Genomic DNA, 14,874 nt, shown 5'->3' with positions numbered 1-14,874 from the left:
TCGACGCGCCGCCCGGTTCATTCACTGTTCAACGAGGACTCCCATGCGCGCGATTCGCATGCTGTTGGTTTCTGCCCTGGCCCTGGCCATCCTGCCTGCCCAGGCCGATGATAAAGACGTGGCGCGCCTGACCCAGTTGCTGGAAAAGTCGCAGACCCTGACCGCTCGATTCTCCCAGTTGACCCTGGATGCAAGCGGCACCAGCCTGCAAGAGACCAGCGGCCAGATGTCGGTCAAGCGTCCAGGCCTGTTCTATTGGCACACCGATGCTCCACAGGAGCAGGTAGTAGTGTCCGACGGCCAGAAAGTCACGCTCTGGGATCCGGACCTCGAACAGGCCACGGTCAAGAAGCTCGATGTGCGCCTGAACCAGACGCCGGCGTTGCTGCTGTCGGGCGATGTATCGAAGATCAGCCAGAGCTTCGATATCGTGTCCAAGGAGCAGGGCGAAGTCATGGACTTCACCTTGAAACCCAAGACCAAGGACACCTTGTTCGACTCGCTGCGCATCTCGTTCCGCCGTGGCCTGATCAACGATATGCAACTGGTCGACGGCGTTGGCCAGCGCACCAATATCCTGTTCAATGGGGTGAAGGCCAACGAGGCGATTCCGGCGAGCAAATTCCAGTTCAAGATCCCGGAAGGCGCCGACGTCATCCAGGAATAAGTTGCCATCAGAGAATCCGTCATGGACCTGTTTCAAAGCGAACCTGTCGCCCAGCCCCTGGCCGCCCGCCTGCGTCCCTCCAACCTGGACGAATATGTCGGGCAAGAGCACCTGTTGGCGCGTGGCAAACCGCTGCGCGAGGCGCTTGAGCAGGGTGCGCTGCACTCCATGATCTTCTGGGGGCCGCCCGGGGTGGGCAAGACCACCCTGGCGCGGTTGCTGGCCCAGTTCTGCGATGCTCATTTCGAGACGGTCTCGGCGGTCTTGGCCGGGGTCAAGGAGATTCGCCACGCGGTCGAAGTGGCCAAGCAGCAGGCCGGGCAGTATGGCCGTCGGACGATTCTGTTCGTCGACGAGGTCCACCGTTTCAACAAGTCGCAGCAGGACGCCTTCCTGCCCTATGTGGAAGACGGCACGCTGCTGTTCATCGGGGCGACCACCGAGAACCCCTCCTTCGAGCTGAACAACGCACTGCTATCGCGGGCGCGGGTATACGTGCTCAAGAGCCTGGATGAATCCGCCCTGCGCAAGCTGGTCGACCGCGCCCTGAGCGAAGAGCGGGGTCTGGGCAAGCGACAGTTGCGGGTGGGCGACGAGGCCTTTGGGATGTTGATGGCGGCGGCCGATGGCGATGGCCGACGGATGCTGAACTTTCTCGAGAACGCAGCTGACCTGGCCGAGGACGGCACGGAAATCGATGTCGAGCTGTTACAGAGCCTGCTGGGCGATAGCCGCAGGCGCTTCGACAAGGGCGGCGAGGCGTTCTACGACCAGATCTCGGCGTTGCACAAGTCCGTGCGTGGTTCCAACCCCGACGGTGCGCTGTATTGGTACGCGCGCATGCTGGACGGCGGCTGCGACCCGCTCTACATCGCCCGGCGCGTGGTGCGCATGGCCAGCGAGGACATCGGCAACGCCGACCCTCGGGCGCTGAGCCTGTGCCTGGCGGCCTGGGACGTGCAGGAACGTCTGGGGAGCCCGGAAGGCGAACTGGCCGTGGCGCAAGCCATTACCTACCTGGCCTGCGCGCCGAAGAGCAACGCCGTCTACACAGCCTTCAAGGCAGCCGTGCGCGAGGCGGCCGAGCATGGCTCGCTGGAAGTCCCGCTGCACCTGCGCAATGCGCCGACCAAGCTGATGAAGCAGTTGGGCTATGGCGATGAGTACCGTTATGCGCATGACGAGCCCGAGGGTTATGCCGCGGGTGAGGATTATTTCCCGCAGGAGCTCGAGCCCCGGCCTTACTATCAGCCGGTGCCGCGAGGCCTGGAGCTCAAGATCGGCGAAAAGCTGCGTCACCTGGCCGAGTTGGATCGTAGTAGCCCCAAGCAGCGGAGAAAACCTTGATCGGACTGATCCTATCCGTCAGTGTGGCGGGTGTCGCAGGGACCCTGCTGCGTTTTGCGACCGGCCAGTGGGTGACTACCCACTGGCCGAGGCATTTCTATCTCGCGACCCTGGCGGTCAACCTGCTGGGTTGCCTGATCATCGGCATGCTATATGGACTGTTTCTCGTCAAGCCGTCGGTGCCGATCGAAGTGCGCGCCGGGCTGCTCGTCGGCTTTGTCGGCGGCTTGACCACGTTTTCATCCTTTTCGCTGGACACGGTGCGCCTGCTCGAAAGCGGCCAGGCACCCCTGGCCTTCGGGTATGCTGCCGCCAGCGTCCTTGGCGGGCTGCTTGCAACCTGGGCCGGCCTTTATCTGACCAAATTCTGAACACAACGAGAGAACGATATGCTCGATTCCAAACTGTTACGCGGCCAACTTCAGGAAGTGGCGGACCGCCTGGCCTCCCGTGGCTTCAGCCTGGATGTCGCGCGCATCGAATCCCTGGAAGAGCGCCGCAAGGCGGTGCAGACCCGCACCGAGAAATTGCAGGCCGAGCGTAACGCTCGCTCCAAGTCCATCGGCCAGGCCAAGGCCAAGGGCGAAGACATCGCGCCGCTGATGGCTGACGTCGATCGCATGGCTGGCGAACTGGCTGCCGGCAAGACCGAACTGGACGGTATCCAGGCCGAAATGGATGCCATCGTCCTGGGTATTCCCAACCTGCCGGACGCCAGCGTGCCGGTGGGTGCCGATGAAGACGGCAACGTCGAAGTACGTCGTTGGGGCACGCCGCCCCAGTTCGATTTCGAGGTCAAGGATCACGTCGCGCTGGGCGAAGCCAGCGGTGGCCTGGACTTCGAGACCGCGGCCAAGCTCTCCGGTGCACGCTTCGCCGTGTTGCGTGGTCCTGTCGCTCGGCTGCACCGTGCGTTGGCGCAGTTCATGATCAACCTGCACACCGGCGAGCATGGTTACGAAGAGACCTACACCCCGTACCTGGTGCAGGCGCCGGCCCTGCAGGGCACCGGCCAGCTGCCCAAGTTCGAGGAAGACCTGTTCAAGATCACCCGCGAAGGCGAAGCCGACTTCTACCTGATTCCGACCGCCGAAGTCTCCCTGACCAACATCGTGTCCGGCGAGATCCTCGATGCCAAGGCCTTGCCGATCAAGCTCGTCGCGCACACCCCGTGCTTCCGTAGCGAGGCCGGTGCCTCGGGTCGCGATACCCGTGGCATGATCCGCCAGCATCAGTTCGACAAGGTCGAGATGGTGCAGGTCGTCGAGCCTTCCAAGTCCATGGAAGCGCTGGAAGGCCTGACCGCCAATGCCGAGCGCGTTCTTCAGGCGCTCGAGCTGCCGTATCGAGTCCTGGCGCTGTGCACTGGCGACATGGGTTTCAGCGCGGTCAAGACCTACGACCTGGAAGTCTGGGTGCCCAGCCAGGACAAGTACCGCGAGATCAGCTCGTGCTCCAACTGTGGCGACTTCCAGGCCCGTCGCATGCAAGCGCGCTGGCGCAATCCCGAGACCGGCAAGCCGGAACTGGTGCACACCCTCAATGGCTCGGGCCTGGCGGTGGGTCGGACCCTGGTCGCGGTCCTCGAGAACTACCAGCAGGCCGATGGTTCGATCCGTGTGCCTGAAGTGCTCAAGCCCTACATGGGTGGCCTCGAGGTCATCCGCTAAATGGATTACCTGCCGCTGTTCCACAAGCTGCAGGGCAACCGCGTGCTGGTTGTCGGTGGTGGCGAAATCGCCTTGCGCAAGGCTCGCCTGCTGGCCGATGCCGGCGCGGCGTTGCGGGTCGTCGCGCCGGAGGTCGACGGCCAGCTTTCGGCTTTGGCGCATGCGTGCGGCGGCGAGGTCTTGATGCGAGGCTATCGATCAGCCGACCTCGACGGTTGCCGGCTGGTGATCGCCGCTACCGATGACGCCGGGCTCAACGCCCAGGTCTCGGCCGATGCGCAACAGCGCAGCCTGCCCGTCAATGTGGTGGATGCGCCCGCGCTGTGCACGGTGATCTTCCCGGCCATCGTCGATCGCTCGCCGCTGGTCGTGGCGGTTTCCAGTGGCGGCGATGCGCCGGTGCTGGCGCGTTTGATCCGCGCCAAGCTCGAAGCCTGGATTCCTTCCGCCTATGGCGAACTGGCCGGTCTGGCCGCGCGTTTTCGCCACCAGGTGAAAAAGCTCTATCCGGACGTCAATCAGCGCCGTGGATTCTGGGAAGAAGTCTTCCAGGGGCCTATCGCCGAACGCCAGCTGGCCGGACAGGGCGCCGAAGCCGAACGCCTGCTGCAGGCCAAGGTGGACGGTGCCCCGGCGCAGCAGGGCGGCGAAGTGTATCTGGTCGGCGCGGGTCCCGGTGATCCGGACCTGCTGACGTTTCGCGCGCTGCGCCTGATGCAACAGGCCGACGTGGTGCTCTACGACCGCTTGGTAGCTCCGGCGATCATCGAGATGTGTCGACGCGATGCCGAGCGGTTGTATGTGGGCAAGCGTCGTTCCGAACACGCCGTGCCGCAGGAGCAGATCAACCGGCTGCTGGTCGATCTGGCCCGTGAGGGCAAGCGCGTGCTGCGACTCAAAGGCGGAGATCCCTTCATCTTCGGTCGCGGTGGCGAGGAAATCGAAGAACTGGCCGAGCATGGGATTCCCTTCCAGGTGGTGCCGGGTATCACCGCGGCCAGCGGCTGTTCCGCCTACGGTGGCATTCCGTTGACGCATCGTGACTATGCGCAATCGGTACGTTTCGTCACCGGACATCTCAAGGACGGTACCTGCAACTTGCCTTGGAACGATTTGGTCGCACCGGCGCAGACCCTGGTGTTCTACATGGGTCTGGTCGGCTTGCCGACCATCTGCGCCGAGTTGATTCGCCACGGTCGCGCGCCTGCCACCCCGGCTGCCCTGGTGCAGCAGGGGACGACGCGCAACCAGCGGGTGTTCACCGGTACCCTGGCGGATCTGCCCGCGCTGGTCGCCCAGCACGAAGTGCATGCGCCAACCTTGGTGATAGTCGGGGAAGTGGTGCAGTTGCGTGAAAAGCTGGCGTGGTTCGAAGGCAGTCAATGAAGCCTGAGCGGGCCTTGTCCAGGCCCGCTCGCGCGGTCACTCTCCCGTCTTGTGCCAGATACCGCGACCCGTCATACGCTCCCGGTCGTGAGGCAGGCCGAAGTCCTGCTCAGGACCCTTGGGCACGATGCCGTTCGGGTTGATAGTCTTGTGGCTCAGGTAATAGTGGTTCTGGATATGCTCCAGGTTCACCGTCTGCGCGATGCCCGGCCACTGGTACAGTTCGCGTAGCCAGTTGGAGAGGTTCGGGTAGTCGGCGATGCGCCGCAAGTTGCACTTGAAGTGCCCGAAGTAGACGGCGTCGAAGCGCACCAGCGTGGTGAAGAGGCGCACGTCGGCCTCGGTCAGATATTCCCCCGCCAGATAGCGCTGGCCATCCAATAGCTGCTCCAAGCGATCCAGCTCGGCGAATACTTCGTCGAAGGCTTGTTCATAGGCATGCTGCGCGGTGGCGAAGCCTGCCCGGTAGACGCCATTGTTGACCGCCGGGTAGATCCGTTCATTGAGCTGATCGATCACCGGTCGCAGGGGCTCCGGGTAAAGGTCCAGGCGATTGCCGGTAATGCCGTCGAACGCATGGTTGAAAATGCGGATGATCTCGGACGATTCATTGTTGACGATGCGCTGCTCCTGTTTGTCCCAAAGCACCGGCACGGTGACGCGGCCCGTGTATGTCGGGTCATCCTTGGTATAGCGCTGGTGCAGATAGGTTAGACCGTCCAGCTTGTCGCCGGTCGATCCCTGCTGCGCGTCGAAGGTCCAGCCATGTTCACCCATCAGCCAGCTGACGACCGAAACGTCGATCAGCGGCTCGAGACCCTTGAGGGCGCGCAGGATAAGCGTGCGGTGGGCCCAGGGGCAGGCAAGCGAGACATAGAGGTGGTAACGCCCGGCTTCGGCGGCGGGCAGCTGATCGCGACGCTGGGCATTTTCTCGTTGGAAGGTGCCGTCCTTGCTGTTCTCGTACCACTGGTCATGCCAGCGACCTTCGATCAATAAGCCCATATCGTGCTCCTCGAAACCTGTCGTTTGTCATTGGAGCCCAGTGTAGGGTTTATCGTTCGAAGAACTAGCGCAAAGACTGCGCCCTCATTATCGAATCCATTGATGTTTCAACGGTCATTCCAGAAGGTTTGAGCTGTCTGGAAAGCGTGTTCGCGGTCCTGTCCAAGACCTCTCAACGCCAGGGCCATGGTCGCCAGTACCGCCAGTTCGCCGTAGCTGTCCGCCGCCTCACGATTCCACACCGCCAGCAACTGCCGAGGATCCAGGTTGGCCGGCTTGACATGACGCTGGGCGCTGAGCGCTGGCCATTCCTCATCCCAGGCTTCGCCATCCGCCGCGCCATACAGGTGACTGATGACATCCGGGTTGACCTCGATCTCGCCGCCGTCACCCTTGACCACAATCACGCGGTCGCCCAACAGGCGGCTGGCTTCGCGGTGCACGGCCTGGTAGCCAGGGTGGAAGATGCTCTGCAGGCCGCACTTGGCGGACAAGGGGTTGAGTACCCGCGCCAGGGAATGGATCGGCGAACGCAGGCCCAGCGTGTTACGCAGGTCGATCATTCGCTGCAAACCCGGAGCCCAGTCCTGCAGTGGGAAGAATGCCAGGTGTCGGGTATCCAGGGCTTGCTCGACAGCAGGGAAGTCCCGGCACAGCGGGATCTGCAACAGATCGAGCACTTGTTCGGTGTAGAGACGGCCGGCCGTATGGGCGCCACCGCCGTGCATGAGGATCCGCACACCATTGGCTGCCAGGCACTTTGCCGCCAGCAGGTACCAGGGCAGGTGACGTTTCTTGCCTGCGTAGGTGGGCCAGTCCAGGTCGACCGAGATGGCCGGTGCCTTCAGGTGAGCACGCAGCGCCTCGGTGAAGCCTGCCAGCTCTTCGGGGCTTTCCTCCTTGTGCCGCAACAGCATGAGGAAGGCGCCAAGCTGGGTGTCCTCGACCTTTTCTTCCAGCAGCAAGGTCATGGCCGCCCGGGCCTCTTCGCGGTTCAGTCCGCGGGCACCGCGCTTGCCTTTTCCAAGGATGCGCACGAACTCGGCGAAGGGATGTTCGGGCGGGGTTTCCAAGGTCAGGGGAGCTGGCGTCGGCATGCTGTACTCGGTCATATGCAGTTGGTCGGCTTGGGCAAGCCCGCCAGCTTGGCGGCGAGCTTGGCGGGAGTGCCATTGAACAGGCGGTTCAAGTGCGGGCTGTTGCCTTTTTCGGGGCCTAGCCTCAGCGCGGTGTACTTGATCAGTGGCCGTGTGGCGGGTGCGAGCTGGTATTGCGCATAAAAGTCACGCAGCACGTCCAGGATCTCCCAGTGATCCGAGGTCAGCAACAGTTGTTCGCGCTGGGCCAAGGCCTCGGCCACCTCTGGCGACCAGTCGTTCAAGTCGACCAGGAAGCCATCCTTGTCCAGTGCGATGGATCGATCATCGACAGTCAGGTCGTTCATAGCCAGCTGTTGACCTTGTCATGATGGAGCGAGAGCTCGACGAAGGCCGGATAATCCACGGCCTTGGCCAGGCCGCCATCGATGGCGCGTGCCTGCAGGTCCTCTTTCAGGGCGAACAGACGCCCCTCCAGGTTCATGGCCTGCAGGTCGCGTAGCGGCTCGCTGCCAGGGCGCAAGGCATAGACCGCATCGCCGCAGAGCAGTAGCGCATCCTCGATGCCGAGTAGCCGCAGGCAGCTGGCAAGACGGTTGTCCGCGAAGGGGGAGTGGGCAATTACATGCAGTGTGGTCATCAGAGCGTTATCACTTCGTCGAAACGGGCAATCAAGGCCCTCAGGGCTGGGGCGTCGAGCGGTTCGGCCGGCAGCGCCAGGTGGCACAAGTCAAGACCGCGCGCGGCGAGGCTGTGTGCGCAGACGAACAGTTCATCTACGCCGAACATTGGCAGCGCCTGCAGATTGGCGGCGAGATTCTTCTGCTCGAGTACTGCAGGCTGTTGCTCGGCTTGCAGCTGGAATACGCCATCGTCGAGGAACAGCATGCCCAGCGGTAGATCGAATGCACCGCCCGCCAAGGCAATGTCCAGCGCTTCGCGGGCGGACGGCCCTTTCCAAGGTGCCTGGCGGCTGATGATCAGCAGGGATCTGGCCATTTCAATCTCCTCCGAAGCAGACCAGGCGGTCAGCCAGTTGCGCGGCTTCGTGCAATTGACCCAGGCCCGACAACGCCCAGGGCGCCGGCAGGTTAGCCGCGGGACGTTGATAGCGCCTGGACTCCTCGTCATCGAGCACGCCACGGCGCAACGCCGCCGCAATGCAGACCACGGCATCGAGGCCCTGCTCGCTGATGAAGGCTCGCCATCGAGCCGCGACGTCCAGCTCATCCTGCGGCGCGACTACATTGGCCGAGGCACTGTGCACGCCATCCTGGTAGAAGAATAACCGGCTGATCTCGTGCCCACCGGCCAACGCCGCCTCGGCAAAACGCAAGGCGCGACGGGAGGAGGGCGCATGGGGCGGAGAAAAGACCGCAATCGCGAATTTCATGAAAGGCTCTTTTGGGGAACTGTGGTCATGATAAAGCAAAAAACCCGCACCTGTCGGCGCGGGCTTTCGGGGCGCTCGGCAGACATGCGCCGAGCATGAGGCGCGGGCGTCAGGCCGTGCGTGGCTCGCTGTCTGGCAGGAACCAATTCAATACCACCGCGCAGATGCCGCCGGTGGCGACACCGGATTCGAGCACGTTGCGCAAGGCGGCAGGCATGTGGGCAAGGAACTCCGGCACCTGCGCCACGCCCAGGCCAAGGGCAAGGGACACGGCAATGATCAGCAGGGCGCGGCGATCCAGACGCGTGCTGGCCAGGATGTTGATGCCGGAGGCCGCTACCGCGCCGAACATGACCATGGCCGCGCCGCCGAGCACTGGTTCGGGCACCGCTTGAATCACGCCTGCGACACTAGGAAACAGGCCCAACAGCACCAGCATGGCCGCGATCCAGATGCCGATATGGCGGCTGGCGATGCCGGTCAGCTGGATGACTCCGTTGTTCTGCGCGAAGATCGAGCTCGGGAAGGTGTTGAAGATCCCCGCCAGAAGCGAATTGGCGCCGTTGACCAGTACGCCACCCTTGATGCGCTGCATCCACACCGGGCCTTCGACTGGCTGCCGCGACACCTTGCTGGTGGCGGTGACGTCGCCGATGGCTTCCAGCGACGTGACCAGGTAGATCACCAGCATCGGGATGAACAGGGCCCAGGAGAAGCCCAGGCCAAAGTGAAACGGCATCGGCACCTGGAACAGCGCGGCCTCATGCATGCCCGTGAAGTTCAGACGGCCAAGGTAGCCTGCCAGCGCGTAGCCGACCGCCAAAGCGATCACGATCGCGCAACTGCGCATCCATACGACCGGAATACGGTTGAGCACCACGATGATCGCCAGCACCACACCCGACAGCAACAGGTTCTCGCCATTGGCGAAAGTGCCATTACCCATCGCACTGAAGCCCCCGCCCATGCTGATCAAGCCGACCTTGATCAGGGTCAGGCCGATCATCAGCACCACGATGCCGGTCACCAGGGGGGTGATCAGTCGTTTGATGAACGGCAGGATGCGCGACACGCCCATCTCCACGAACGAACCCGCGATCACGACACCGAAAATCGCCGCCATCACCCCTTCCACCGGTGTGCCTTGCTTGACCATCAGCGCCCCGCCGGCGATCAGCGGCCCGACGAAGTTGAAGCTGGTGCCCTGCACGATCAGCAGGCCGGCGCCGAAAGGCCCGAAACGACGGCACTGCACGAAGGTGGCGATGCCCGAAATCACCAGGGACATGGAGACGATCAGATTGGTGTCTCGTGTGGAAACGCCCAATGCCTGACAGATCAACAGGCCAGGCGTAACGATGGGCACGATGATCGCCAGCAGGTGTTGCAAGGCCGCGAGCATTCCGATCAGTGGGCGCGGCTTGTCCTCGAGGCCGAGGACCAGTTCATTGGTAGACGCACTCGCGTCTGGCCCGTGTTCTATCGAACTCATGGGTAAGGCTGCCCCGGAAGAAAAGGAGCGCATTCTACGGGTCGGAGCCGGATTGGGGTAGGGGAATGAGCAGGAAGGCATCGGTGCGTTGTTTCAACCTGTAGTGCGGCCTGTCGCTGATTGCGCCCATATCGCGGTAGCCAGCCAGGCATCCAGTCCAGGCGCCCACAAAAAAGCCCGCCGAAGCGGGCTTTTCATCATCACTCTGGAGATCAGTCGTCTCGACCCATCAGGCCGAACAGTTGCAGCAGGCTGATGAAGAGGTTGTAGATCGACACATACAGGCTGATGGTCGCCATGATGTAGTTGCGCTCACCACCATGAATGATCGCGCTGGTCTGGAACAGGATGCAGACCGAGGAGAACAGCACGAAGCCGGCACTGATCGCCAGTTGCAGGCCGCTGATCTGGAAGAAGAAGCTTGCCACCACGGCGCCCAGCAGGACGAAGAAACCTGCGGTGATGAAGCCGCTGAGGAAGCTCATGTCCTTGCGGCTGATCAGCACGTAGGCCGACAGGCCACCGAACACCAGCGCCGTCATGGCGAAGGCCGAGCTGACCACTTCCGCGCCGCCGCTCATGCCGAGGTAGCGGTTGAGGATCGGCCCGAGGATGAAGCCCATGAAGCCGGTGAGGGCGAAGGTCGAGACCAGGCCCCAGACCGAATCACGCAGCTTGGCGGTCAGGAAGAACAGCCCGTAGAAGCCGATGAGCACGACGAAAACGTTCGGGTAGCCGACCCGCATCTGCTGTGCGACAAAGGCCATGACACCGCTGAAGGCAAGGGTGAGTGCCAGCAGGCTGTAGGTGTTGCGCAGGACCTTGCTGACCTCCCGCTGCTCGACCTGCTGGCCGTGTTGAACGGCGTAATCCTGTTCGCGCATGGCGAGACTCCTGTGGTTTTGAAACGTCTGAATGCAAGGATCATAGCAGAGCACCTGCAACCGGCGACATAGAGAGTTTGACAGCGTGTTTCATTACGGTATTATGGCCGCCGCAAAACGAGGAAGCGTGGCCGAGTGGTTTAAGGCAACGGTCTTGAAAACCGTCGATGGGCAACTATCCTAGAGTTCGAATCTCTACGCTTCCGCCATATTCAAAGCCCTGATTATTCAGGGCTTTTTGCGTTTTGGAGATCTAAAAAGCTGCCTTGGAAACAGCGTCGCGAATACGCTGATCCAAAAGCGCTTCACTATTCGCCTTCTGTTGGTTTCGCTCATAAAGCCGGTCTACTGGCAAGCCATCGCTCGACAAGGCCGTTCTTGCCGTAGCTAGTATCCGGCTGCATTCCCCTGTCTCCTCGATCTCTCCTTTCCCCACGCAACGTGATTGCGTGCCAGCCACCTGTCGCGCCACTTTCGTACCGTTCCGAACAGCGTGAACAGGGCCACGGTCATCTCTACAGGTGCGAACGCGAGCGCAGAAGCACGAGCAGCGCCAAGTCCCTGTAATGCCGTCCCGTGTGGAGACTTCTAATGAGCGACCTTCCAATAGCACGTCCAGCGGTGACCCCGCAGCCTTTCCAGCCTTCCTTTGAGCAAGTCCCCGATGATGAGGCCCAGACCAGCAAGGAGCTGATGGAAACACTCCATGCCATCATGGAAAAGACATTCAAGGATAACGGCCATGCTTACCGGGGCGTCCACGCCAAGGCGCATGGCCTGCTGCGCGGGCAAGTGACAGTATTCGATGACCTGCCTCCGGTGTTGGCTCAAGGTGCGTTCGCCAAACCTGGGATCTTGCCCGTATACCTGCGTTTCTCGACCAACCCAGGTGACATTCTGAACGACAAAGTGTCCACGCCCAGGGGACTCGCGATCAAGATTGTTGGTGTCGAAGGGTCTCGCTTGCCTGGCAGTGAAGGGGCGACCACTCAAGATTTCGTCATGGTCAACGCCAAGGCTTTTACCTCGGCGACACCAAAGGCATTCCTGAAGACCCTCAAGTTGCTGGCCAAGACCACTGACAGGGCACCGAGAACGAAGCAGGTAATTTCGACGATGCTGCGTGGCGCCGAGGCGGCCCTTGAAGCCGTTGGAGGAGAAAGCAGTACGCTGAAAAACCTCGGCGGGCACCCGCAGACGCATATCCTCGGTGAAAGCTTCACCACCGTGGTGCCCGTTCTGTACGGTCCCTATTACGCAAAACTGGCAATGATCCCGGTCTCTCCATCCCTCACGGCGCTGACTGACAGGCATGTCGACCTACAGGACGATCCGGATGGGCTGCGCGCTGCCGTAGCCGAGTATTTTGCCCGGCAGGGGGGTACATGGGAGTTGCGTGTCCAGCTTGCAACGGACATCGAGAAAATGCCGATCGAAGACGCCTCCACGCCTTGGCCGGAAGATCTCAGTCCCTATGTCACCGTCGCCCGGATCGATGTCGAAGTGCAGGCGTCCTGGGATCAGGAGAAAGCCAGGGAAATCGACGACGCAATGGCGTTCAGTCCATGGCATGGTTTAGCGGCCCACAGGCCGCTGGGCGGAATCATGCGTGTGCGCAAACCTACCTACGAGATGTCTGTGGGCTATCGAGCGAACCATAATGGCTGCCCGATTCATGAACCTGGGCAGTGATATCAAGATAATTACTTAAGGCCATCTATCAGTCGCCTTTTTGAAAATTTGAACCGCCATCGCCTTTCTCCTGACTCAAGCACGTAAGCATGAAAAATTCATCTTCCGAGCCTGTCCGATGGAGGCAATACAATGATCAAACCCAATCGGGTATTTGTACTTTCCGTGCTGTGCGCAGCGATAGCGCTTGGTGGATGCGCTCGAGATCCTGAGAAACGCTCAGTGTCGGAGCTTGCCGTGAGCGGCACCAAGAGCATGCTGCGCACCGACGCCGATATGCAGAAGGTGCTGAACAAGTTCGCGAGCTTCGATGCCAAGGCCATCGAAAAGACCACGCCTGCCGAGGCCCGCCAGCAGCCCACCATGGCCGATGCGGTCAAAGGGGTGCTGGCCGATCAGGAGCGCGACAGCACACCCACGGCATTGGTGCCAGGCGTCACCAGCCGTGAGACCACCGTGCCCGGAGCCGCGGGGGCGATGCCCGCAACCGTCTATACGCCCGAAGGCACAGGCCCCTTCCCGGTCATCCTGTATTTCCACGGTGGCGGCTGGGTGATCGCCGATCGCACAGTATATGACGGCGGCGCTCGTGGACTGGCCAAGCAGGCCAATGCGGTCGTCGTGTCCGTGGATTATCGCCGTGCCCCGGAGAACAAGTTCCCCGCTGCCCACGACGACGCGCTGGCGGCTTATCGTTGGCTGACCAGCAACGCCGGCAAAGTGAACGGGGACCCCACGCGCTTTGCCTTGGCGGGCGAAAGCGCGGGCGGCAACCTGGCCGTCGCTACTGCCATCGCTGCGAACAAAGCGGGGCTGACGGCGCCCAAGCACGTGCTGTCTGTGTACCCCGTGGCCCAATCGAGCACCGAGACCGAATCCTACTTGCACTACGCCGATGCCATGCCGCTGAATCGCCCGATGATGCTGTGGTTCATCGCGCAAGTCACCAGTGGCGCAGCCGATGTCAAGGATCCACGTATCGATCTGGTGCATGCGGATCTTCAAGGGCTTGCCCCGGTCACCCTTATCAACGCCGAGATCGATCCATTGCGCGACGATGGCGCTCAACTTGAGCAGGCGTTGAAGAACTCGGGCGTAAGCGTGGAACGCAAGCTTTACTCTGGCGTCACTCATGAGTTCTTCGGTACCGCTGCCGTCGTGAAGAAAGCCCAGGAGGCGCAGGAGTACGCTGGCCAGCGCCTCAAGGCGAGTTTCGCAAAGTAAGCAGCTGACCATCAGGCGCCGCGCTCGTGTGAGCGTGGTTCTTCATGGCTTGTTGGAGCCTATGAATGGGGAAACCGCACCGGACGTCGAGCGTTCGCCGTCCGGTGCGGCTTCCCGGCTCGCTTCAGCTCGCGTCGTGTGAAGACAGCCTGATCGGATGGACAAAGCGATTATTCACCGACACCGCTTTCTATCGAGCGCCGGGGTCCAGAGGTCTTTTCTGCACCGCGGGCAGCATGCTCCTTGCTCTTTTTCGATAGAGACTGGAAAACCGCATCCAGTACAACAATACAGTGCCGAGGTGGGCATGAGCTTGTACTCGGGACGGTGCTCGGGCGGCAAGACGGACAGCCCCGGTCGGACCTCATCGTTATCATAGAAAAGCAGGCTGACGTCGCCGTCGGTTTCCAGAATCGCCAAGCGAATCTGTCCCAGATGTTCCACCCCCTGCTGGCGAAGCTCCATGAATAGCTCGTTGGAGGAAATATTCAGTTTTCCCAAGGAGCGAAGTTCATATAGGCCATCTTGGATAACAGTGATGGGCAGACCGTCTATCCACGCCTCGACTCGCTTGCTGCGCGTCATGAGAAATACGATGAAACGGTACAGCAACAGTAACGTAAGAAAGACCATCGCCACAGGTAGCAATGGTACATCGTGGTAGAAAGACACATCACCCGCGGCCGAGCCTAGTGTGAGAATCACGACCAGTTCAAATAGGGAAAGTTGCCTGATGCCCCGTCGCCCACTGGACTTCAAGAACAAGAAAACAGCTGCAAACGCAAAACTTGCACGGAAGATGACTTCCCAAAGAAACGACAATGGAAATTCGTCTATCAATATGCGATGCCAGTCAAAGGTGGACATATTTTAGCCTGAGTCCTTCTGGTGTGTTCGAATCGGCCGCTTCCCGTGCGACCCCCTCTAACGATTGCGCTCCGATCTTGGCCGGGCACGGCATTGCTCCCGGATTCCCAGCGCTATCACGCTAGAACCCAGGAAGTAGGTCTATACCTA

The 14,874-nt window shown here is 61.4% G+C and carries 16 protein-coding genes and 1 tRNA gene; 8 read left to right on the top strand and 9 right to left on the bottom strand.

Annotated elements, in window-relative coordinates:
• The first annotated feature begins 43 nt into the window (after positions 1 to 43).
• Genes lolA through cysG form a run of 5 tightly spaced genes read left to right on the top strand, consistent with a single transcriptional unit; the run spans position 44 to position 5,070 of the window.
• Positions 44 to 667, top strand: coding sequence for an outer membrane lipoprotein chaperone LolA (gene lolA, locus G7009_RS02205; protein ID WP_181128314.1), 624 nt, complete (start codon positions 44 to 46; stop codon positions 665 to 667).
• 21 nt (positions 668 to 688) lie between these two features.
• The gene (locus G7009_RS02200; RefSeq protein ID WP_181128313.1) at positions 689 to 2,014 is read left to right on the top strand and encodes a replication-associated recombination protein A; all 1,326 of its coding nucleotides are present in this window, start codon (positions 689 to 691) and stop codon (positions 2,012 to 2,014) included.
• Positions 2,011 to 2,385, top strand: a complete 375-nt coding sequence (gene crcB, locus G7009_RS02195; RefSeq protein WP_181128312.1) for a fluoride efflux transporter CrcB — start codon at positions 2,011 to 2,013, stop codon at positions 2,383 to 2,385. The genes G7009_RS02200 and crcB overlap by 4 nt, the downstream gene beginning before the upstream one ends.
• 18 nt (positions 2,386 to 2,403) lie before the next feature.
• Positions 2,404 to 3,684, top strand: coding sequence for a serine--tRNA ligase (serS, locus tag G7009_RS02190; RefSeq protein ID WP_181128311.1), 1,281 nt, complete (start codon positions 2,404 to 2,406; stop codon positions 3,682 to 3,684).
• Positions 3,685 to 5,070 (top strand): siroheme synthase CysG, encoded by a 1,386-nt coding sequence (cysG, locus tag G7009_RS02185; protein ID WP_181128310.1) that lies wholly within the window; start codon positions 3,685 to 3,687, stop codon positions 5,068 to 5,070.
• Between the two features lie 36 nt (positions 5,071 to 5,106).
• On the opposite strand, the gene G7009_RS02180 is transcribed toward cysG, so the two are convergent.
• The 8 genes from G7009_RS02180 to G7009_RS02145 form a co-directional block, all read right to left on the bottom strand.
• Entirely contained in the window at positions 5,107 to 6,075 is a 969-nt protein-coding gene (locus G7009_RS02180; RefSeq protein WP_181128309.1) for a glutathione S-transferase family protein, read from the bottom strand.
• Positions 6,076 to 6,182: 107 nt separating this feature from the next.
• A complete protein-coding gene (locus G7009_RS02175) occupies positions 6,183 to 7,172 on the bottom strand; it encodes a glycosyl transferase family protein (RefSeq protein WP_181128308.1) in 990 nt (329 codons plus the stop codon).
• 11 nt (positions 7,173 to 7,183) lie between these two features.
• Positions 7,184 to 7,519 (bottom strand): TusE/DsrC/DsvC family sulfur relay protein, encoded by a 336-nt coding sequence (locus tag G7009_RS02170; RefSeq protein ID WP_181128307.1) that lies wholly within the window; start codon positions 7,517 to 7,519, stop codon positions 7,184 to 7,186.
• Positions 7,516 to 7,812 carry a sulfurtransferase complex subunit TusB gene (gene tusB, locus G7009_RS02165; RefSeq protein WP_181128306.1) on the bottom strand — a complete coding sequence of 99 codons (297 nt, stop codon included), beginning with the start codon at positions 7,810 to 7,812 and terminating at the stop codon, positions 7,516 to 7,518. The genes G7009_RS02170 and tusB overlap by 4 nt, the downstream gene beginning before the upstream one ends.
• Complete coding sequence (tusC, locus tag G7009_RS02160) at positions 7,812 to 8,171, bottom strand: sulfurtransferase complex subunit TusC (RefSeq protein WP_181128305.1); 360 nt, start codon at positions 8,169 to 8,171, stop codon at positions 7,812 to 7,814. The genes tusB and tusC overlap by 1 nt, the downstream gene beginning before the upstream one ends.
• A 1-nt stretch (position 8,172) precedes the next feature.
• Entirely contained in the window at positions 8,173 to 8,565 is a 393-nt protein-coding gene (gene tusD, locus G7009_RS02155; protein WP_181128304.1) for a sulfurtransferase complex subunit TusD, read from the bottom strand.
• A gap of 109 nt (positions 8,566 to 8,674) precedes the next feature.
• Entirely contained in the window at positions 8,675 to 10,057 is a 1,383-nt protein-coding gene (locus tag G7009_RS02150) for a nucleobase:cation symporter-2 family protein (protein ID WP_181128303.1), read from the bottom strand.
• 212 nt (positions 10,058 to 10,269) lie between these two features.
• Complete coding sequence (locus G7009_RS02145) at positions 10,270 to 10,941, bottom strand: Bax inhibitor-1/YccA family protein (RefSeq protein ID WP_181128302.1); 672 nt, start codon at positions 10,939 to 10,941, stop codon at positions 10,270 to 10,272.
• 121 nt (positions 10,942 to 11,062) lie between these two features.
• On the opposite strand from G7009_RS02145, the gene G7009_RS02140 reads away from it, so the two are divergent.
• From G7009_RS02140 to G7009_RS02130, 3 genes are all read left to right on the top strand, one after another.
• Positions 11,063 to 11,150 (top strand) — tRNA-Ser (locus G7009_RS02140).
• Between the two features lie 382 nt (positions 11,151 to 11,532).
• On the top strand, positions 11,533 to 12,633 hold the full coding sequence (locus tag G7009_RS02135; RefSeq protein ID WP_181128301.1) for a catalase family protein: 1,101 nt from the start codon (positions 11,533 to 11,535) through the stop codon (positions 12,631 to 12,633).
• 237 nt (positions 12,634 to 12,870) lie between these two features.
• A complete protein-coding gene (locus G7009_RS02130) occupies positions 12,871 to 13,857 on the top strand; it encodes an alpha/beta hydrolase (RefSeq protein ID WP_308813299.1) in 987 nt (328 codons plus the stop codon).
• 174 nt (positions 13,858 to 14,031) lie between these two features.
• Here G7009_RS02130 and G7009_RS02125 read toward each other — a convergent pair whose 3' ends face one another.
• Positions 14,032 to 14,724 carry a DUF421 domain-containing protein gene (locus tag G7009_RS02125; protein ID WP_181128299.1) on the bottom strand — a complete coding sequence of 231 codons (693 nt, stop codon included), beginning with the start codon at positions 14,722 to 14,724 and terminating at the stop codon, positions 14,032 to 14,034.
• Positions 14,725 to 14,874: the final 150 nt, after the last annotated feature.

Origin of the sequence: Pseudomonas capeferrum (genome assembly GCF_013523055.1) — a bacterium.
Taxonomy (GTDB): Bacteria; Pseudomonadota; Gammaproteobacteria; order Pseudomonadales; family Pseudomonadaceae; genus Aquipseudomonas; species Aquipseudomonas capeferrum_A.
Note: the sequence above shows the minus strand (reverse complement) of the source record. Positions and strands in the feature narration are given on the sequence as shown.